The organism is Ligilactobacillus agilis (assembly GCF_025311475.1).
Classification (GTDB): Bacteria; Bacillota; Bacilli; order Lactobacillales; family Lactobacillaceae; genus Ligilactobacillus; species Ligilactobacillus agilis.
In genome coordinates this window covers 934533-953645 of sequence record NZ_CP104397.1, presented here as the reverse complement: position 1 = coordinate 953645, position 19113 = coordinate 934533, and the positions used below count along the sequence as shown (strand labels likewise).

23 protein-coding genes are annotated in these 19113 nt (G+C 44.8%); all 23 read right to left on the bottom strand.

Going from position 1 to position 19113, the window contains the following annotated elements; genetic code table 11:
- Positions 1 to 4 precede the first annotated feature (4 nt).
- Positions 5 to 385: a flagellar export chaperone FliS gene (fliS, locus tag N4597_RS04730; RefSeq protein ID WP_094128856.1), complete on the bottom strand. Its 381-nt coding sequence runs from the start codon at positions 383 to 385 to the stop codon at positions 5 to 7.
- Positions 386 to 400: 15 nt separating this feature from the next.
- On the bottom strand, positions 401 to 709 hold the full coding sequence (locus N4597_RS04725; RefSeq protein WP_094128853.1) for a hypothetical protein: 309 nt from the start codon (positions 707 to 709) through the stop codon (positions 401 to 403).
- A 16-nt stretch (positions 710 to 725) separates the two neighbouring features.
- Positions 726 to 2351, bottom strand: coding sequence for a flagellar filament capping protein FliD (fliD, locus tag N4597_RS04720; RefSeq protein WP_260904944.1), 1626 nt, complete (start codon positions 2349 to 2351; stop codon positions 726 to 728).
- A 5-nt stretch (positions 2352 to 2356) separates the two neighbouring features.
- Entirely contained in the window at positions 2357 to 2815 is a 459-nt protein-coding gene (locus tag N4597_RS04715; protein WP_056977860.1) for a hypothetical protein, read from the bottom strand.
- A 75-nt stretch (positions 2816 to 2890) separates the two neighbouring features.
- A complete protein-coding gene (gene flgL / locus N4597_RS04710) occupies positions 2891 to 3829 on the bottom strand; it encodes a flagellar hook-associated protein FlgL (RefSeq protein WP_172576024.1) in 939 nt (312 codons plus the stop codon).
- 5 nt (positions 3830 to 3834) lie between these two features.
- The gene (gene flgK, locus N4597_RS04705; protein ID WP_260904941.1) at positions 3835 to 5406 is read right to left on the bottom strand and encodes a flagellar hook-associated protein FlgK; all 1572 of its coding nucleotides are present in this window, start codon (positions 5404 to 5406) and stop codon (positions 3835 to 3837) included.
- Between the two features lie 10 nt (positions 5407 to 5416).
- A complete protein-coding gene (locus N4597_RS04700) occupies positions 5417 to 5791 on the bottom strand; it encodes a hypothetical protein (RefSeq protein ID WP_056977853.1) in 375 nt (124 codons plus the stop codon).
- A gap of 2 nt (positions 5792 to 5793) precedes the next feature.
- Positions 5794 to 6078: a flagellar biosynthesis anti-sigma factor FlgM gene (gene flgM, locus N4597_RS04695; protein ID WP_056977851.1), complete on the bottom strand. Its 285-nt coding sequence runs from the start codon at positions 6076 to 6078 to the stop codon at positions 5794 to 5796.
- A 122-nt stretch (positions 6079 to 6200) separates the two neighbouring features.
- Entirely contained in the window at positions 6201 to 7421 is a 1221-nt protein-coding gene (fliY, locus tag N4597_RS04690; RefSeq protein ID WP_172579427.1) for a flagellar motor switch phosphatase FliY, read from the bottom strand.
- Entirely contained in the window at positions 7421 to 8437 is a 1017-nt protein-coding gene (fliM, locus tag N4597_RS04685) for a flagellar motor switch protein FliM (RefSeq protein ID WP_094128838.1), read from the bottom strand. Before fliM ends, fliY begins: the two co-directional genes overlap by 1 nt.
- 38 nt (positions 8438 to 8475) lie before the next feature.
- On the bottom strand, positions 8476 to 8868 hold the full coding sequence (locus N4597_RS04680; RefSeq protein WP_056977845.1) for a chemotaxis protein CheW: 393 nt from the start codon (positions 8866 to 8868) through the stop codon (positions 8476 to 8478).
- 18 nt (positions 8869 to 8886) lie between these two features.
- Positions 8887 to 9249 carry a response regulator gene (locus N4597_RS04675; protein ID WP_050612113.1) on the bottom strand — a complete coding sequence of 121 codons (363 nt, stop codon included), beginning with the start codon at positions 9247 to 9249 and terminating at the stop codon, positions 8887 to 8889.
- Positions 9250 to 9263: 14 nt separating this feature from the next.
- Positions 9264 to 9854: a chemotaxis protein CheC gene (locus N4597_RS04670; RefSeq protein WP_094128835.1), complete on the bottom strand. Its 591-nt coding sequence runs from the start codon at positions 9852 to 9854 to the stop codon at positions 9264 to 9266.
- A complete protein-coding gene (locus N4597_RS04665) occupies positions 9854 to 11917 on the bottom strand; it encodes a chemotaxis protein CheA (protein ID WP_260904938.1) in 2064 nt (687 codons plus the stop codon). The genes N4597_RS04670 and N4597_RS04665 overlap by 1 nt, the downstream gene beginning before the upstream one ends.
- An 18-nt stretch (positions 11918 to 11935) precedes the next feature.
- Entirely contained in the window at positions 11936 to 12706 is a 771-nt protein-coding gene (locus N4597_RS04660; protein ID WP_167589362.1) for a CheR family methyltransferase, read from the bottom strand.
- A 6-nt stretch (positions 12707 to 12712) separates the two neighbouring features.
- A complete protein-coding gene (locus N4597_RS04655; RefSeq protein WP_260904937.1) occupies positions 12713 to 13741 on the bottom strand; it encodes a protein-glutamate methylesterase/protein-glutamine glutaminase in 1029 nt (342 codons plus the stop codon).
- A gap of 15 nt (positions 13742 to 13756) precedes the next feature.
- A complete protein-coding gene (locus N4597_RS04650; RefSeq protein ID WP_056977835.1) occupies positions 13757 to 14248 on the bottom strand; it encodes a chemotaxis protein CheD in 492 nt (163 codons plus the stop codon).
- Positions 14238 to 14744, bottom strand: coding sequence for a chemotaxis protein CheW (locus N4597_RS04645; protein WP_260904934.1), 507 nt, complete (start codon positions 14742 to 14744; stop codon positions 14238 to 14240). The genes N4597_RS04650 and N4597_RS04645 overlap by 11 nt, the downstream gene beginning before the upstream one ends.
- A gap of 18 nt (positions 14745 to 14762) precedes the next feature.
- Entirely contained in the window at positions 14763 to 16052 is a 1290-nt protein-coding gene (locus N4597_RS04640; protein WP_172576029.1) for a methyl-accepting chemotaxis protein, read from the bottom strand.
- 121 nt (positions 16053 to 16173) lie between these two features.
- Complete coding sequence (locus N4597_RS04635; protein WP_260904931.1) at positions 16174 to 16881, bottom strand: cell division ATP-binding protein FtsE; 708 nt, start codon at positions 16879 to 16881, stop codon at positions 16174 to 16176.
- A gap of 26 nt (positions 16882 to 16907) precedes the next feature.
- Positions 16908 to 17681 (bottom strand): flagellar hook-basal body protein, encoded by a 774-nt coding sequence (locus N4597_RS04630; protein ID WP_172579429.1) that lies wholly within the window; start codon positions 17679 to 17681, stop codon positions 16908 to 16910.
- A gap of 6 nt (positions 17682 to 17687) precedes the next feature.
- Positions 17688 to 18395: a flagellar hook-basal body complex protein gene (locus N4597_RS04625; protein ID WP_172579430.1), complete on the bottom strand. Its 708-nt coding sequence runs from the start codon at positions 18393 to 18395 to the stop codon at positions 17688 to 17690.
- The gene (locus N4597_RS04620; protein WP_260904928.1) at positions 18388 to 19104 is read right to left on the bottom strand and encodes a sigma-70 family RNA polymerase sigma factor; all 717 of its coding nucleotides are present in this window, start codon (positions 19102 to 19104) and stop codon (positions 18388 to 18390) included. Before N4597_RS04620 ends, N4597_RS04625 begins: the two co-directional genes overlap by 8 nt.
- Between the last annotated feature and the right edge of the window lie 9 nt (positions 19105 to 19113).

The window sequence follows — 19113 nt, the reverse complement described above, 5'->3', positions numbered from 1 at the left end:
CCTCCTACTCAGCAATCTTTTTCCAAGAGTTAGATAAAGTCGTTAGCATATCTAACACCCTGTCTAATTTTTGCTTGTCTTTTTTAATATTAGCTTCCTGTAACTGACTGTTCATAAAGTCATATAGTGATAATAATTGTCCTGGTAATTCACCTTCAACCTTAGTGTCAACTGAGTTAGCTAATTCGTAGATAATGTTTTCAGCGTTCATAATATTATTATGAGCCTTTTCGATTTCGTGTTGTTCAATGGCAATTTGGGCTAACTTGATACTCTTAATGGCACCATCAAATAGCATCGATGTCAATTTAGCTGGACTCGCACTTAAAACCTGGGTCTTAAGGTAATCAGCCTTCCCTGCCTTGGGACCATATCCATAAACCATTTGTTTTATCCTTTCTTAAAAAGTCATTTTCATTGAAGATTTCATATGTTTACTGTAAGCATTGACAATCCGTTTTTGCTTAGGACCACTCAGCTCACTTAACTGTTTACTCAAATTTCGTCTTTCTGCTGCTAATACCGCAATCAAGTGGTTATAACCCGCTTCTAGTTGGCGCAACTCAGCTTCTGATAGCTGAGGTGGCCTGGTTTGCAGCTGGGCAAACAAGGGCTCTAGCTGGTTAACAATCTCTAAAGCCATCTGAGCGCTCCCGTCAAAAGCGGCTAGTGAGGCTAAAATTAATTTGACCGCTTGTTGTTCATCCATCGGCTACCTCCGACTATTACTTATTATTGTCGTCTGTCTTGAACCAGTCATCAATTTGTTTTAACATGGCCTCAGCTTTTTCCATAGCAGCATCAACCGCACTATACTGGTTAATCAAGCTTTCCCGTTTTGTAGCTAACCGGGTTTCAAGGTCAGTCACGTCAGAATTTAAATCCTTAATCTGCTTACTGTACATTTCTAGCTTATCATTGATAATCCCTTTGGTATTCTTAACATAATCAGGTTCGTTATAAGCCTTAATTGTTTCCAAAAAGCCGGTGACGTAACCATGTTCTTCCTTACTAATTCGACCAGTTGTATTATAAAAGAAGTTCTTAATAGTTTCAATCCCGTTGCCACTGTCAATTGCTTTAGTTAATTTTTCGGCATCAATACTCATAATGCCATCACGATCGACACTAATCCCTAACTTGCTAGAAGTCATTCCGGTATCAATCTTTTGACCAGTCTTGCTATCTGTATCGACCCCTAAAGAAACTGCTAGCCGGGCTAATTCAGACTTCAAGCGGCTAGCGGCACTATCATCTTCTAAGACCCCGTTTTGCTTTTCATCTAAGTTATCGGTCGAAGTATCAATCTTAGCATAGTCGTTTAGATACTTCATCGTCGCGTTGTACTTGTTAACGAAGTTTTCTACCGCGGCTTCGAGGTAAGTCGTATCGTGGGTTACGTTTAAGGTCGTATCGGCCAAGGTTCCGTCAGCTTCCTTAGCGGACAGGCCGGTTAGCGTAATCGTTGCCCCGTTAATGGCGTTGGTGATTGTGTTAGAGGCGCTGGTTAGGTCATAACCGTCGATGTTATAAACGGCGTCTTGCCCGGCCACACTGTGAGCTTGGCTCCCTAGTCCTAAACTATCAGCGGTCCCGTCGGTGGAAGAAACCGAAATGGTGTTGTCCTTACCAGTTGCCACTGAGCGTAAAATCAAGTGGTTAGCCACCACGGTCGCGGTGATGCCTAGAGACTTAACGACGTCTTTGCCCTTGTCATCTTTAACTGTGACCGTCAACTTGTTAATCGCAGTTGCAATGTCGTTGATGTTTTGGCTGTCGTTAATATTTAACGTGGCCGTTCCTACACTTGAAGTCAAGTTTAATGAGCCAGTTAGATTAAGCTTTTGGCTACTGTCGGCGTCGGTTGTCCCTAAGACAGCAGGAATCCCCCCGGAAATCTTCATGGAAGTTGCTAGTTGGCTAACTTTAATTGAATAAGAACCTATCCCCGACTCCGTTGAGGCACTAATCGTTGCCACATTTTGGTTAGAACTGCTGGTGGCCTTGGTATAGTATTGGTCGTCGTCTTTTAAGTAATTTAACGCGGTCTTTAAGTCACTCAAAGAGGCGCTAATGTTTTTCCAAGCGGTCGTTTGTTCATTCAAGTTCTTAATTAAATCCTCGTCGCTCGACTTTCTAGTTGACAGCGGGTCAGCTTCAATCAACTGGTCGATAACGTCTAAGGTTACCCCAGTGTACTTTCCTAAATTGTTCTTAATACTAGCATCGGTTGCCTTAGTAAGGCTTGACTTGCTAGTTGTCTTATCCGTGTCGGTTGTGCTTTTGTTAAGGTTACTAGTGGCAGCACTAAAAGCTGAACTGGTTGCCGCTGAAATTGAACTGGTTGCCATATAAATCATCCTTTCTCGTCTAACGAAATTCCCTGTTTACTAAAACTCTCTCGCCGATATAGAGCTACTAGCTCCGCTACACTTAGTATTTTGATCAATTCTTGCTTGCTTTTAACCAATAAGGCTACTTGTCTAGGCAGGGTTCTCTCTAGCCGGAGGTCTAAGTCTAAGTCCGCTAACTTAAACCGGTCCCGTAAGCGCCTGATGATTTCTAACAAGAATTCATCATCTAAGTCAACATTATCTATATCGGTTGAAGTCACTGAATGTTTAAGCCTTTTTTGGGTTTTAGTCTTTTTTATTGGCGGTTGGCTTAAACGTTGTTCGCCCACCGCTTCGTCGCGGAGCTGATTTTCGACCTGGTTATTTTGACTATCGGCAATTTTTTGAATCTTTTCAACCGCCGCAATCTCATTGACCATCCGCTCAGCCCGCTCGACTCTGTCGATATTATAATTATTCATCTGCCCACCCCACTAAAAAAGGGCAACCCCTCATGTTGCCATGAAAAGTTACCCTTTACTTCCTAATCACGGACCTTATCTCATGTAGTCCAAGACAGTTGTTTGTAAAATCTTTGTGCCGACTGCTAAGGTGGCCTTATAAGCTACCATTTGATTTTGGTAGTGCATGTAAGCTTCGGCGTAGTCCACATCTTGTTCATCCGATAACTGGGTCGACAGGTTGGTCTTTTCAGTTTCGTTTCGGCTAGCCGCTGCCTGCAAGCGGGTCTCCTTAGCACTAACGGTCGTCTGCACGGTCGTGAAGTTATCGTAAAATGCTTGTGCTTGGCTTAAGAGCTCCGTTCCTAACTTAGCTTGATCGATGCTTTGGCTAGAATTGTTGCCCAATGCGTTCATCAAGTTAGCCACAAAATCGGTTAAGTTAGTCGTTTGGCCTTCCTTATCGGTCACCTGCATAAACTTGCTGCCGTCGGCAAAGAGATCAACCGTCACCCCGGCGGAAATTTCACGGGGTAAGCCGTCCTTAGTACCACCGTAACTAATTCCAGTTAACACCCCGTTTGCATCCTTTTGCATTTCAAAGGGTTTAGTGTCAGTGTTCTTGCCGGCAAAGATGTACTTGCCACCGTAACTGGTGTTTAAGGAGTCGACAATGTTTTGTAAATCCTGGTTAATTTCATGCTTGTGGGCGGTTAACTCATCAATTCCGTTGGTCGAAGAGGCCGCAGCGGTAATCAAGGTGATAATCCGGTTCATCGACTTGGTCACCTGGTTTAGGACGCTGTATTGGTTTTCCGTCCAGGACTTGGCGTCGGCAATCGTGTTGGCATAAGCCGCATTGTTAGCCAAGGCCACCTTTGAGTCCATAATCTTTGAAACTAACAAGGGGTTATCCGAGGCCTTGTTAACCACTTTCCCAGATGCCAGTTGGTCTAAGGTGCCTTGCATGGTGTTGGCGTTAACCTGGTAGTTATTCAAGAAGTTCGTATAAGTCATGCTACTAGAAATTCTCATTTAGCTTAAACCCCCGTCTTATTAATTAAAGTATCTAAACAATCTGCTACCACCTGCATCATCCGGGCATTAGCTTGGAAGGCATTTTGATAGCGAATCACGTCGGCCATTTCTTCGTTAATCGAAACCCCGGAAACAGATTGATCTTGTTGGTTCAAACTGTTCAACAGGGTATCTTGTGCCGCCTGGGTGTTATCGGCCTTTTGCTTGGCAATCCCGTTGGTAGTCACAATGTTGTTAAAACGGGTTGCGTAGGTTGAACCACTGGTATTGGTCTTGAAGCGCAAGTTAGCTGGGTCATAGGCAGCCAAAACGCTAGCGTCACTACCATCGGTTGGAATCGGCGCCGCAAAGGCAGCCACAATGGCGGTCGCAATGCTACTATCCCCACTGGCCGTCGTCGTCCCGGTCTTTAATAGCGCCGGGTTAGCCAGTAAGCTCTTGTTAACCTCAAAGTCAACCGCCGGGTTTTGGCTGTCGGTTGCCAAAGTAAAGAAGCCGTCATAAAGACCGGCCTTACCGGGACTGATCGTACCGTTAGAATTGTAAACAAGGTTAACTGTCTTGACGATGGTGTTGGTGAAATTATTTAACTCCGTCATCGCCGAGTTAATTTCTGCCAAGGCGTCTTGGTAACCACCTAAGTCCCCTTCGACCACCTGGGCTTCCTTAGAGATACTGTAAGCTCCACTAGCATTTTGCTTTAGGATTAACAAGGTCCCAGCAGGATAATCCCCGGCTAATTCTACCTGCTTACCGGTAATGTCACCATCAACGATTACTGACGACTTACCCGCCTGGCTATTACTTACCACGCTAAGGTTATTTACCTGCTTAGTAGCTGAATCCAAGACCACGTTTTCTGCCTGAGGATTTTCACCTAGGTAAACGGATACCCGGTTATATTCATCGGTCACCGTGGAAATATCGGCCAAGCCGGCTAATTCCTTAAGAACTTGGTCCCGGCTATCTAATAAGGTGTTAGGCGTTTCCCCGATGGCATAGGAATTATAAATCTGGGTGTTTAGTTCGTTTAAGGTTTCTAATTTTTTGTTGAAGTCTAAGGCCGCCTGGGCTACCCCGTTAACGGTCGTATTCTTTAGATCCGTAATCGATGAGGCCATGTTGTGAATGGCGTCCACAAAACTTGAGGCGTGCTCTAAAACCACACTCTTAGTGGTCGTCATCTCCGGGTCGTTAGCCACTGAGGTCCAGGCCTTAGAAAGGTTAGCCAACTGGTTAATGACCCCGTTATCCGAGGGCTCGTTTAAAATGTCTTGCAGGTTACCCAAGGTGGTAGATCGCTGGGTCGCCGAAGCCTGCTTAGACGTTGCCACCCGAATCTGTTGGCGAATGTAGTCACTCACATCCCGCTTAACCCCATCAACTTTAACCCCAGTCCCAATCGAACCGACCCCGGCCAAAGTGTAAGGTAGTTTAGTATGTAAGTTAACCCTTTGCCGCGAATACCCTTCCGTACCCGCGTTTGAAATGTTATTAGCAGCCGTTTGTAAGCCAATGTCACTGGCATTTAAACCACTACTTGCTGTTCCTAATGTTCCAAATAAACCAACCATACCTAACCTCCTACGCTTGACTGTCTATGATATATGAATTAGTGGGTCGTTGTTGGTAAGGATTCTTCCGCTTTTGATCCTGGTAGACGTTAGCCTGGTCTGACTTTAAGTTAGTCCGAATTGACTTCATTAAGTTTTCACCAAAGCTAAGTGCCTGCTTGGTCAAAAGTAAGTTAGTCTCCTGTAACTCCTTGATTTCCCTTAATAATGACTTGGTTTGTTCTCCGAGTGGTCCGGTATAAGTCTGTAAGCTGGGAAGATACTTTTCTTTTTGGGGCAACAAGTCAGCCACTTTTTGGCCCTCGTTTTTAATCAAGGCTTGTTTTTCCTTAAGCAAGAGGCGCTTAAACTGACTGAGTTGCCGGTAAAATTCCTTTTCTTCCATGCTTACTTTCCTTTCATCGCTTGCAACATGCTATCAGCAATTTTTTCAGCCGATAATTCATAACTGCCGTCAGCGATAGCAGCCTTGAGCCGGTCGACTTTAGCTTGATCAAAGGTCCCACTTTGCTTTGTTTCTTGTTGGCCTAATTTCTTAGCAGTTTCAGAAAGTTCAACGTTAGCTGCTTTGGAACCCATCACAGGTTCTTGGCTAGCAGCCGTGGAATAGGCCGGCTTTGCTTTATTTACATAGAGATTGCGATAATTGTTATAATCACCACGAATATTCATATCAACTGCCTCCTTCCAAACTTTGCTACTGAATTTAATATCCTCACTATATTATATCGGCAGAATAAAAAAAAGTTAAACCCTTAAGTTTAACCTTTTTTGAAAATCTTTTGAAAAAATTATTAACGCATGTAATCAAGCCGTTGTTGGGGAGACAAAATGTCTGTAATCCGCACCCCAAAGTTTTCATTAATGACCACTACCTCACCGGTGGCAATTAACTTACCGTTAAGCAGGATTTCTAGTGGTTCATCGGTTAACTTATCTAGCTCGATAACCGAACCCGTATTAAAGCTCAAGATATCACGGACGGTCTTTTTGCTCCGCCCTAAAACCACACTTAGATTCAACGGAATATCCATGATTAAATCCAAGTTGTCGTTTGATTCAGCCGCCGGTTGGGTTGGTTCAAAGTTTTGGAACTCTGGACTTTGAACTTCTACCGGCTCTTGGTGCTTAGGCTTTGGAGTTGGTTTTGGTGTCGGCGCTGGGGCTGGACTTGAAGCTTGACTTGGAGCCTGACTTGGCGCCTGGCTAGCAGCTGGAGCCTGACTCTTGCTTTCTTCACTTTGACTAGTAGCAGTTTCCCGGTTATCAACCACGGTCGCCTTATCGGCTAACATCGCTTGGGCGATATCATCTACCATTTGGTCGGTGAAGATCTGCATAATTTCACTTTGAATCAAGCCGTCAACGTTTAAGGAGAAGGAAATCTTGTAGATAACCTCGTCATCGACGATGAAATCATACTTGGTATTACCTGGTTCATCCCACAAGTTAACCTTAGGTGGTAAGATGTCGACCTTAGTGCTAATCATGGTCGCCATCGAAGTGGCCGCCGAACCAATCATTTGGTTCATCGCCTCTGCCACCGCAGATAATTCTAACTCTGTAAACTCTTCGTTTTCCGGCGTCCCGTCGCCGCCCATCATCAAGTTGGCAATCACGTTAGCATCGTGCACTTCAAGCAACATCAAGTTAACCCCGGTCAGGCCTTCCTTAAATTCGACCGTGGTGGCCACCTTAGGCGCCTTGATGCCATCGATTAAGTCCTTAAAGCGGACCCTGGTTACCCGTGGAGTGGTGATTGACACCCGGTGGTTTAAGATTGAAGACAAGGTGGTAGCAGCTTGGGACATGGAGATATTACCAACTTCCCCGATCAGGTCGCTTTTAGCTTGTTCATCTAAACCGCTAGCCTCAGCGCTGGCTTCACTTGCTTGGACTTGACTTGCCTCTGAGCTTGCCGGCTCCTCCTTTGTTTCCGCTGGTTTTTCGGGTTCAGCTGTTGCACCGCCGTTCATCAAAGCATCAATTTCAGCTTGGGATAGGGTATCACTCATTAATCTTCTTCTCCTTCCATCTTATCTATTAATTCTACTGCAAATTGACCGTTGCTTAGCTTCCCAAGCTTAGTCGTGTAAAATGGCTGTTCACCAATATAAGTCTCAACTGGTTCAGAGGTCTTCTTATCTAGTTTAATGACATCACCAATCTCTAGGTTTAAGAAGTCGGCTAAATCCATCTTGGCGCCTCCTAAAATAGCTTCGATGGTCATCTCCACCCCATTTAAGTTGCGCTTGAGTTCAGCTGAATCATCCTCATCGTTATCCTTACTTGAGTCAAACCAGTTCCTGATACTTAGTTTATCTAAGATCCCTTCAAAAAAGATATACGGGATACAGAGGTTAATAAAGGTACTCCTATCCAACAGATCAACCGTAAAGGTCACTAGGACTACCGGCTCGTTAGGCGACATCGTCTGTAACAGCTGGGGGTTAGTGTCAATGGTATCTAAGACAGGGTTAAATTCCACAATATCTTTCCAAACTTGTTGGTAAACCCCCATTAAGTCCGTAACCACTTCTTCTAGAATCGATAACTCAATGTCCGTGAAGTTTTCCCTAATCTCAATGTCGCGTTTGGCATTTGCCTCATCACTACCAATCTCTTGCCCCCCACAGAGGAGTTCAATCAAAAAATTACACAGTTGAGGATTAATTTCAATCATCTGCGAACCCTTCATTGGATCCGAGTGAAAAAGACCAATTAGTGTCCGCCGAGCGATGGAGTGAATAAACTCATCATAAGAAACCTGTTCAATGGCTGCCACCTTAAGATTGACACTGGTCCGCAGTTGTGAAGCTAAGAGGGTCCCACTTAACTTGGCAAAATCGTCAAAGACCATGTGTAAGGTATTAATATATTCCTTAGTTAAGCGCGTCGGCCGCCTAAAATCATAGGTTTTAACTTTCGCAGCTTCTTGAGCTTCCTCTTCAATTTTTTGTTCATCGAGCGTGCCACTACTCATGGCGTTCAGCAAGGCGTCGATTTCTTGCTGGGACAATACTTGATCCACAATAACCCTCCCCATTCAATTTCTATTTCATAGTAAGTCTAGAAGATTGCGTCCGTTACGTCAACAATGTTGGCAACCTTATCTGGAAAAGCAATCACACCCTTGATATGCTTTTCGTCTTGGTCAGAACCAAGTTGAATTTCCGTTGGGTCGATGTCTAAGACCTCAATTACCTCTTCAATCAATAAGCCCTTTCGTTCCTCACCATTTTTCATGATTAAGATGTTAAGGTTATTATCAGAAGAAGGAATACCTAATAATTCGGCCAAACCGACGACCGTTACCACCGTCCCCCGCAAGTTAATCAAACCCTTAATCCAGTTTGAAGCTAGGGGTACCTTAGTGATCTGAATTGTATCAACTACTTCTTCAACGTCGTCTGCAGAGATTAAGTAATTTTGGCCCTGCATTTTAAAAAGAATCATTTGCATAATAAGTTACCCCCAAAATTAGGAAAGGGCCTTATCAATCGCTTGAATTACCCGTTCAGTGTCGAAAGGCTTCACAATAAAGTCAACCGCGCCAGCGCGAATTGCATCCATAACCATCCCTTGTTGCCCCATGGCTGAGCACATTACGACCTTGGCGTTAGCGTCACTGGCCTTAATCATCTTCAAAGCTTCAAGCCCGTCTACTTCAGGCATGGTAATATCCATCGTTACTAAATCTGGTTTAGTTGCTTGGTACTTTTCAAAGGCTTCTTGGCCGTTTTGCGCTTCACCAGCTACTTCATAACCATTCTTTTCCAAGATATCCTTTAACTTCATCCGCATGAAGACCGCGTCGTCTACGATTAATACTGATTTTGCCACTTAAATTTCTCCTCTCAAATTCCTAATGCTTTAAAAATCTTATCTAAGACACCTTCACCTGGAATCAGGAATAAAGATGCGTCTAGGCTTTCATTATTATAAGTAAATTCATTATGAATAACAAGGATTTGTTCATCATAATGGTCAAAGGCCATGTAGGCACTAGAGATAATCGCTCCAAAAAAATCATACCTTGAAATTGGCAGACTGGCAATGAGTTGAATCTGCAACATGTCTCCAATCGCACGTAAAAATGAGTTAAATAAAATATTAGTCAACTCGGTGACCGCTGAGGCAATGATTTCATTACTTGGGTTATCGTCTGAGCCAAGCATCATCTTCGCAATCTTTTGACCCGATTCATCGGCAATCACAAATAACAAGGCCCCGTCAATATCACCAACAATCTTACTCAAAACGGCGTGCATTTCGACGTCGTCGGCAATGATTTTTTGATAGAGCTCGTCATAAGCCATAACCTCTACTTCAGGCACATCCATATCCACCCGCGAGTTAATCATTTGGGAGATACTGGTCGCAGCGTTGCCGCCCCCAACGTTAACAATTTCTTTTAGGCCATCGAGTTCAATTTCTGAGTACGCCACTAGCTATTCGCCACCTTTTGTGCATTGCAAATTGCGTTTACATCTAAGATTAAGGCAATCGAACCGTTCCCGAGGATGGTTGCCCCTTGGTACTTGTTGATGTTCATCAACATTTGGTCGATCTTCTTAATAACTATTTCTTGTTGGCCAATCAAACCGTCGGCCAAGATGCCATAGTATTGCTTATTGATTTTCACAATGATTGCAAACTTTTTCTTGCTTTCAATTTCAGGCATGCCCAACAGGCGGTTGGTCCGCACGATTGGAATTAACTGATCTTGGAAGCGGTAGACTTCTTGTTGTTGGGTTTGTAAGATGTCTTCTTCTTTAATCATCACAACCCGTTCAACCACGTCTAACGGCACGGCAAAGTCTTCGTTAGAAATTGAAATCATCAAGGCTTGGATGATGGATAAGGTCAACGGCAACTTAATAGTAACCTTGGTCCCGACGTTGACTTGACTTTCCATTTCTAGCGACCCGCCCAGTTCAGAAATCTTGTTTTGAACGGCGTCTAACCCGACCCCACGGCCGGAGATGTCGGTAATCTTCTTAGCGGTTGAAAAGCCAGGGTGGAAGACTAACATTTGGATTTCGCGTTCGCTCATGCCCTCGGTGTTAATCCCCTTGCGTTCAGCGCTAGCCTTGATGGCTTCAGGGTCTAAACCTTTTCCATCGTCTTCTAAGGTGATGATGACCTTATTACCTTCTTGGTAGGCGGCCAACGTAATCTTACCCTTCCGCGGCTTGCCGAGCTTTTCTCTGACTTCAGGTTGTTCAATCCCGTGGTCGGCACAGTTTCTGAGCAGGTGAATCATTGGTTCGGATAATTCAGAAACCACCGTCTTATCCAACTCGGTTTCTTCCCCAATGATGACTAACTCCATGTCCTTCTTTAATTCGTTAGCCAAATCGCGAATCATCCGGGGGAAGCGGCTAAAGACCACGCTGACTTGTTGCATTCTGATTTTTAAAACTAAGTCTTGTAACTCTGACGTTAGGCGGGAAACTTGTTCCATCGAATCACGAACTTCATCAGCGTTGTTGCGCTTGCCAGCGTCTTCTAGTTGGTTTCTGTAAACCACCAATTCAGACACGAGGTCTAAGAAGTTGTCTAGCCGCGTTAGGTCAACCCTAATTGACTGATTACGGTTATTGTGGTGGGCATCTTTTTTAGCCGCTTTTTTCGGCGCCGCCTTAGGCTTAGCTTCCTTAGCGGGGCTAGGCGCTTCTTTTTTAGCTACTTCCTTTTCCTCGGCTTCAGCAGCTGCTGGCTTAGCTTCTAAGTCAAAGTCTTCTACAATCACCTGGTCAATCTCACTGTTGGAGTTGATGTTTTCTTCCACTTGTTCCTTGCTGTCGTGAGTTAAGTAGATTAACTTGAAGTCCGTTTCAAAGTCGCCGGCTTCTAAGATATCAGTGCTTGGCTCGGAGTGGATAACGTCGCCTTCTTGGTCTAGTTTTTCCATGACTAAAAAGACCCGCGGCCCCTTTAATAGCGAGCCCGCATCGATTCTGACCGCAATGGCAAAGGCATTGTAGCCCTCGGCTTTAGCCTTTTTAATCACGTCTAAGTCAGCTTCCTCAACCTTTTCAAAGTCAGTCGTCAGCTCTTTCAGGCCGTCACTAGCTTGTTCTTCCTTAGGCGCTTGGGCCGCCGGTGTTTTGCCTTCAACCCCTTTTTCAACTTGATCAAGTTCATTCCACAGGTCGGTGATTTGCTCTTCGCTTAACTCTTTATCGTCCCGCAAATCATCAACTAGTTCTTGCAGTTTATCCAAGCATTTAAAGATCAAGGACACGTGGTCGCTAGTCACTTTTAATTTGCCAGACTTGAATAAATCAAAAATATCTTCCATCTTGTGGGTTAACTTAGTCATGACATCGTAACCCATCGTCGCAGACATTCCCTTTAAAGTATGGGCCACCCGGAAAATATTGTTAACTAAGTCAATGTTATCGGGTTCTTGTTCCAACTCTAAAATATTGTCATTTAGTGCTTGTAAGTTGTCGTCACTTTCTTCAAAGAAGAGGTCACGATAAACACTATTGTCGTCAGCCATTATTTTTCCTCCTCGTAATCAGATTTTTTGATAAATAAAGGAATCAACCTTCTTTAAACCAAATTGCTCACAGTTAGAGATGGTCTCGGTCGCCCCGGTGAATAAAATTCCCCCTGGCATCAAGACGTCACTAAACTTTTGGTAAACCTCATCACGAGCATCTGAGTTAAAGTAAATTGTCACGTTGCGGCATACGATGATATGACAGTTTGGTTCATAACTATCCTTTAATAAATCATGCCGCTTAAAGGTTACGTACTTCTTAATCTGGGGCTTAATCTCGTAAAGATTATCCTGCTTAGTAAAGTAGCGCTCTAAAACTTTAGGCGCAAGATTTTTTAGTTCGGCTAACTTGTAGGTCCCGGCCTTAGCCTTGTCCAAGATGACCTTATCGATATCGGTGGCAACAATCTTACCCTTAATTTGATTTTGGTCTAAAATCATTGCCAGGGTATAAGGCTCAGCTCCGATAGAACAAGCGGCCGACCAAATCTTAGGCATTTTGTATTTAGGCAAGATAATTTGCTTAACCGTTTCTTCAAAACTCTCAAAAATCTCTTTATTGCGATAAAATTCCGTGACGTTGATGGTTAAATGTTCTACAAAGGCATCCCGCGCAGCTTTGTCCCTAGTAAGAATCTGGGCATACTCTTCTAAAGTCTTAGCCCCCGTCGTATGCATGATGTTACCGATTCTACGCTGCATTTGCTTTTGCTTGTAAGAATTTAATTGAATCCCGAGCTTTTTTTCCACCCAGTCATTGAAAAATTCAAAGTTTAGTTCACTCATCTGCCGCTACCTCACTAATTCCTCTAATTTTACCCGAATCTGGTCTAGGCTTAAGACCTCGTTAACCACACCTTTTTCAATGGCGCTTCGTGGCATGCCAAAGACGACACAGGAGTCCTTGTCTTGGGCAATCGTGTAACCCCCCTTAGCTAGGATGGTCCCCATTCCTTCTGCCCCGTCTTTGCCCATCCCAGTTAGGATGATGCCGACTAAGTTTTGGCCGTAATAGGCAGCCGCTGAGTCAAACAGAGGGTCAACCGCCGGCCGGGTCCCATGCATTTTTGGCTCTTGGTTTAAATGCAAGCGCCCATCTTTAATGACCATGTGATAATCACCGGGAGCTAAGTAAACCTCGTTTTTCAAGAGCATCCCGTCGCTAACCTCGCTAACCTTGGGCTTGGCTTCGGCATCCATTCTTTCCGCAAAGGTCTTGGTAAAGCCCTTAGGCATGTGTTGAACGATGATAACCGGTACCGCAAGCCGGGCCGGGAGCGCGGTAATTAAGTGTAAGAGTGCCCGTGGCCCCCCGGTTGAGGAACCAATTACGACCGCCTTTAAATTCCGGCGTAACTCAAGGCTAGACTTAACCTGGCCACTGGTCGTAGCGGTAGGTGCCACCTCCCGTCTCCGACTTAACGGCCGCCTTTGTTGGCGACTAGCCGCCTTAATCTTGGCAAAAAATTCCCTAATCCAGTCGTCTTTAATGGCCATGATGTTGGTAGGTTTTTCGACAAAGTCAGTCGCCCCGGACTCTAAGGCTTCAATCGTTACCTCCTGGTTGGTCAAAGCACTAAGCATAACCACCGGCACGCTACTGAACTGCTTAATTTGTTTTAAGGCTTCCAAGCCGTTTAACAAAGGCATTTCCACGTCCATTAAGACTAGGTCTAACTCGCTATCAGCCTTAACAAAATCGACTGCCGCTTTCCCGTTGCGGGCAACGCCTGCTAGCTCGGTGCCGGGCATCTTTGCAATTAAATCTGTAATCACCTTGCGCATGAAGGCTGAATCATCTACCACTAAAATTCTAATCATTACAATCCCCCCTATTTATAAAATGATTGAATCATGGTGCACGATACTAATTGTCGCCTCGAAGGTTTCAAGGTTAACCCGCATCGTGCGGCCAGAGTTACCGCCGACATTTTCAGCGATTAAGGGGATGTGGAGCCGACTTAACTCTGCTTCCACTGCCTCTACGTTTCTCTTGCCGACATTACCGTTTTTTAGAGTTTTATTAAAGTCAAACATGTTAGCTCCCCCAGCGATTTTGGCCTTAAAGCGTCCATAAGGAGCCTTACGCTTTAATTCTTTTACCATCAACTCTAAGGCGGTATCGGCATATTTAGCCGGATTCAAGGCTAAACTGCCCGTATAAAGTGAACTATCGGGTAACATGATGTGGCTAAGCCCGCCGACGCCAGAACGTTCGTCATAAATAAAGGTCCCCACACATGAACCCAGCCCCACTGTAATCAAACTATTCGGGGCTTTAGCTACCTTATAATCGGCAATTCCGACCCGCAAAGAACTATTGATCATCGTCCTCAGTATCCTTTGCTGGCTGGTTTAAGATTTGATCTTCCTTGGCTTGGTCCACGGAATCCATTAACTCCTGGGCTTGCTCGTTATTGAAGAGGTACTCTAGTTCAAGTGAGATAACCACTTCATCATCGAGTTTCAAAAACTTGCCAATGTAGCCGCGCTTGAGTTTAGCCTTGGTCAATTCTCGTTCGTAGTCGGTGTCTTCAAGCATCATGATGCCGCGAATTGACTCAACGTAAATCCCGATGGTTTGTTCTTGCCATTGGCATAAGATAACCTTATTTTCGGTATTTTTAACGGTGGGGTCGTTAAATAACTTGGCCTTTAAGTCAATGATAGGTAGCATTTGTTCTTCGTATTCGTAGACGCCCAAAATGTAAGCAGGTACGTCTGGAATCGGCACAAAGTTTTCCGCCTCCACGATTCTTCTAACCACCGTCACCGGTAAACAAAATAACTGGTCATGACTTGTAAACACAATGTATTGTTCCACAGCTTCTTCCCCCTTAGCCTAGTCAGTAATAAATGCGGCTGCGTTTAATTTCTTGATTTCGGATGCATCCTTTAGGTGAGCTACATCTTTTTCAAGTTCTTGGACCATCTTGTAGAAGTCATCAACGTTGGTATTAACTTCTTGGGTTGAGGCGGAAATCGAGGTCATTGAGTCCATCACTTGTTGTGAAGCTTCGGTTACGACGTCTTTTTGTTCAATCACATCAGTCATCCGACCCTTGATTGAATCTAGACTCGTATTGAAACTATTAACCAAATCAGTGATTTCCCGTGTTGCCCCGATGGCCTTTTCAATGTCTTGGCTTTGTTCTTGGCCCTTCTTGTAAGAGCGGTTAATGTCATTTGTCATGTGTTCTGACTTGTCCCGGATAGATTCAATGATTTCTCTAATATCCTTGGTTGACTTGCTGGATTGTTCAGCTAATGAGCGAATTTCATCGGCCACCACGGCAAACCCGCGACCAGCTTCCCCAGCCCGGGCAGCTTCGATGGAAGCGTTGAGGGCTAGTAAGTTGGTTTGTTCAGAAATGTCGTTGATCAAGTTAACGATGTTACCAATGCTTTGGATATCCTTGTTCATGTTATCCATTTCTTTAACAATCTGGGTTTGATTTTGGTGGTCTTCTTGCCAAGAAGTAGCAACGTCATGCATCAAATTGAAGTTGCGTTCGTTGCTTTCCCGTGATTGGTCGGCCCGGGCTACCATTTGGCTAATATCAGCGTTGATGCTATCGATATCATCTGCAAGTTGGTTGATGTATTCAACCGTTTGGTCTGTTTCGGAGTTTTGGCGGTTTGACTTGTCGGCAATATCAGCGACGCTATCGCGAATATCCGAGATGGAGGCCTTAGCATTGTCGGTCAAATTCCCCAACTTAGTGACCATTTGCTCGATTTCCTTAGTTTCTTCCTTCATCCCAATTGCCATTCCCTTAAAGGCGTTAGCAATCCCTAAAAGGGAAGTTTGCACCCGGCCGGCGATGGAATCCTTATCGTCTGTGACCATTGATTCTAGGTCGCGTAAATCCCCCTGGGAAACCTTGGCAATCTTGTCTTCTAAGTTAGCGATTGATTGGTCGGTTGCGCCCGTAAAATACATCTTGGCTAGACAAATCCCTAAGGCTTGAAGAATCAAGACGACTAGACTAAAAATCCAGAAACTAGCAGCTAAATCGGCGTTGCCACTAATCACGAAGAAATAACAACAAACCAGGATTAACAGGGTAATCCCAACCGGAATAAACGACTTTCCATTAATCTTTTTGAAACGACTAAATACATTTTGCATGGCAAAAATCCTTTCTCGTATACTTGTGTATACACGCTCAATTCTAGAATTAGTTTAAGTAATTCTTAAACAACCTTCCACTTATTTAATCGGCTGTTTTGGCAAATAGTTAAGCGTTTAATTATAAAATATAAATATCATTTGGATTTCCGAAAACGTTATAGTTTCCAGCAGCTTGGTCCCTAATTAATTTACCCTCTTCCAGTTCTAACACCCGCCGCACAAAGGTATTAACGATGGTACTATCGTGCGTCGCCATTAGGACCGTGGTTTGTTGCCGGTTAATCCTAAAAAACAAGCGCATAATGTCAATGGCCGTCTTAGGATCCAAGTTAGCAGTCGGCTCATCGGCTAGTAAAATCTTCGGCCGGTTGAGCATGGCGCGCCCGATGGCCACCCGCTTTTTTTGCCCGACCGATAATTGCCGGGGGTAAGCGTCTAAATATGCGGCTAAACCCACTAGATCTAAGGTCCGCTTGATCTTAGCCAACCACTCCGTTTCAGCCACCCCAGTCGCCCCCAAAACGGCCTGGTAGTTTTCCTTAACGGTCCGGTTTTCTAAGAACACATCTTGCTGGTTGACGATGCCTAGTTGGCGGCGCAACTTATAGACGTGTTGGGCCTTGAGCTTACTTAGATCCGTGTTGCCAATGATTACCTGGCCACTGGTTGCCAGTTCTTCCCTTGTCAACAGCTTGATGATGGTTGACTTGCCCGCACCCGAAGGCCCGATTAAGTAGACAAACTCACCTTGCTTGATTTCAAAATTGACCTGGCGTAAAGCTAAATTTTCACCATAAGTCTTGCTAACTTGTTTAAACCTAATCATCTTCTCTTCCCCCGTGCGCCCTAAAGCTAGCGACTAAAAGCGTTAATTGCTTCCCATAATTCGTCGTTGGCCTTTAGCATCTGCGTATTCATTGAATAAGACCGTTGGGCAATAATCAAATTGGACATTTCTGCCGCCAAATCGACGTTGGCACTTTCAAGGCTGCCTTGAATGACCGCCCCGACGTTAGCCCCGGTCAAATTCGACTGTAAAGTCCGCCCTGGGGCTACTTGGTATAAATTATTACCGACACTTAGTAAGTCCTCGTTATTTTGGGCTTGGTATAAAACTAACTGCCCCACCGCAGTGGTTTGATTCTGTTCTTTAATGTAGACTCGCCCGTCACGCCCAATTTGTAAAGTTCCCTTAGGCCACTGGGCTTTGGGCAGGCTTTCGTTTAGCTCCACCTTTAAGCCTTGTGCCGAAACTAAATTTTGGTCGCTATCAAAGGAAAAGGCCCCGTCCCGACTCAAGTAGAGGTTACCGTTAGCGTCTCGTAGACCAAAAAAGCCCGGGCCATTTAAGGCTAAATCGGTTTGGCGGCCGGTTTCTTCTAGGTTACCCTGCTTAAAATCAGGTGCTTGGTTAGTAACGTTAAGGCCGGCGTTTAACCCCAACGGTTGGCTAGCCGGATCAACGCCGGCTTTTATATCCTGGTTTAGCAGTTCTTGGAAAGAAGCTTGGCGGGCCTTATAGCCGGTGGTGGTTGAATTAGCCACGTTATTAGCAATAATATCAAGTTGTCTTTGTAAGCCGGTTACGCCGGTAACATTAGTGGCAAATAAGTTATTGATTCCCATTAGTTATTACACCTTCCCTAAATTATTAACGGCCTTGTCCAAAGTCTGGTTAGTGGCACTTAGGACCTGTTGGCTCGACTGAAATTCACGCACCGTCTGCATCATTTCGGTCATCGCGTCTGCCATTGAGACGTTAGAGTCGACCAAGTAGCCGGCTTGCACCTGCAGGTTTTGCACCTGACTAACACCCCCGGTGGTGGTGTAGTAAGTAGCCCCTAGATTTTGGATATTGTTATTGTCGTTAAAGGTTACCACCATCAAGTTGGGGTTAGCTGTTCCTGTTACCGCTTGTCCGTTAGCGCCTAAAACCGGGTAGCCTTCCTGGGTCACCAGTTGGTTTTGCTGGTTTAAGCGGAAGTTACCGTTCTTGGTGTAAAGTTGTTGGTTATTAGGGCCTTGGACTACGAAGTAGCCGTCCCCGTTAATCGCAAAATCAGTCGGGCGCTCGGTGTGCTTCAACGCCCCCATCGTGGTGTCGATTTTGGCACCACTAATCTGGTTGTGCCAACTAATCCCCCCAAACAAGCCATTGTATTGGTCATTTTGGGGCCCATTTTCATAATTGTGTAACCTAACGTCTGCTAGGGCCGCTTGAAATAAGTGCTTTTGCTGGTAGCCACTAGTATTAACGTTAGCCACATTACTACTTAAGTTTTGCTGCCGCGCTTGTAAGACGTTAAAGTCGGCGCGCAGTGTATCTAATCCTCTAATCATTTTCTAGCTCCTTTTGAATATAGGCCCTTAATTTAGCAATCGCTTTGCCGTGTAACTGCGAGACCCGGGCGATGGAAATGTCTAGTACGGCCGCAATTTCCTTAAGGGTGGCCTCTTCTTGGTAGTAGAGACTTAGTATTAGCTTCTCCCTTTCAGTCAACCGCTTAATCGCCTTGGCTAAGATTTGCTTTTGCTCAGCTACTAGCAGGTTTTCTTCCGCGTCAGTAGCAGTTTGATCTTCCAATAAGTCGGCTAGATGAATCTGGTCTTCTTGCTTGGAAAACATGGTTCCCTCTAAGGAGACCGAAGCCAGGTAGTGCATACTGTCGTAGACCTCACCTAACTGGTTCAAATCGATGCCCATCTTAGCGGCAATTTCTTCGTCACTGGCAGTGTGTTGGGCTTGGCTTTCTAGTTCCTCTTTGGCCCGGTAGTATTCGTTGATTAAATTCATCTTGTAGCGGGGCAACTTGGAATGGCGTCTGACTTCGTCGATGATTGCCCCCTTAATTCGAATTGAAGCATAACCACCAAAGGGGACTTTCTTAGAGGGATCATACTTTTTAAGGGAGTCGATTAAGCCAATGACCCCGATATTGTAGAGATCTTCATACTCATAGTTGGTATTTTTTACAGAAATCCGGCTGGCAATCCGCTCAACTAACGGCAGGTACTTTAAGACCTGGCTTTCCAAATCAACTTCATACATATCCATCCC

Coding starts and splice junctions, on each gene's coding strand:
- fliS (WP_094128856.1), bottom strand. CDS start 385: ATGGTTTATGGATATGGTCCCAAGGCAGGGAAGGCTGATTACCTTAAG.
- fliD (WP_260904944.1), bottom strand. CDS start 2,351: ATGGCAACCAGTTCAATTTCAGCGGCAACCAGTTCAGCTTTTAGTGCT.
- N4597_RS04640 (WP_172576029.1), bottom strand. CDS start 16,052: ATGCAAAATGTATTTAGTCGTTTCAAAAAGATTAATGGAAAGTCGTTT.
- N4597_RS04680 (WP_056977845.1), bottom strand. CDS start 8,868: ATGCAAATGATTCTTTTTAAAATGCAGGGCCAAAATTACTTAATCTCT.
- N4597_RS04630 (WP_172579429.1), bottom strand. CDS start 17,681: ATGGGAATCAATAACTTATTTGCCACTAATGTTACCGGCGTAACCGGC.
- N4597_RS04715 (WP_056977860.1), bottom strand. CDS start 2,815: ATGAATAATTATAATATCGACAGAGTCGAGCGGGCTGAGCGGATGGTC.
- N4597_RS04660 (WP_167589362.1), bottom strand. CDS start 12,706: ATGAGTGAACTAAACTTTGAATTTTTCAATGACTGGGTGGAAAAAAAG.
- flgK (WP_260904941.1), bottom strand. CDS start 5,406: ATGGTTGGTTTATTTGGAACATTAGGAACAGCAAGTAGTGGTTTAAAT.
- flgM (WP_056977851.1), bottom strand. CDS start 6,078: ATGAATATTCGTGGTGATTATAACAATTATCGCAATCTCTATGTAAAT.
- N4597_RS04665 (WP_260904938.1), bottom strand. CDS start 11,917: ATGGCTGACGACAATAGTGTTTATCGTGACCTCTTCTTTGAAGAAAGT.
- N4597_RS04620 (WP_260904928.1), bottom strand. CDS start 19,104: ATGTATGAAGTTGATTTGGAAAGCCAGGTCTTAAAGTACCTGCCGTTA.
- N4597_RS04655 (WP_260904937.1), bottom strand. CDS start 13,741: ATGATTAGAATTTTAGTGGTAGATGATTCAGCCTTCATGCGCAAGGTG.
- N4597_RS04625 (WP_172579430.1), bottom strand. CDS start 18,395: ATGATTAGAGGATTAGATACACTGCGCGCCGACTTTAACGTCTTACAA.
- N4597_RS04700 (WP_056977853.1), bottom strand. CDS start 5,791: ATGGAAGAAAAGGAATTTTACCGGCAACTCAGTCAGTTTAAGCGCCTC.
- flgL (WP_172576024.1), bottom strand. CDS start 3,829: ATGAGAATTTCTAGTAGCATGACTTATACGAACTTCTTGAATAACTAC.
- fliY (WP_172579427.1), bottom strand. CDS start 7,421: ATGAGTGATACCCTATCCCAAGCTGAAATTGATGCTTTGATGAACGGC.
- N4597_RS04725 (WP_094128853.1), bottom strand. CDS start 709: ATGGATGAACAACAAGCGGTCAAATTAATTTTAGCCTCACTAGCCGCT.
- N4597_RS04635 (WP_260904931.1), bottom strand. CDS start 16,881: ATGATTAGGTTTAAACAAGTTAGCAAGACTTATGGTGAAAATTTAGCT.
- N4597_RS04650 (WP_056977835.1), bottom strand. CDS start 14,248: ATGATCAATAGTTCTTTGCGGGTCGGAATTGCCGATTATAAGGTAGCT.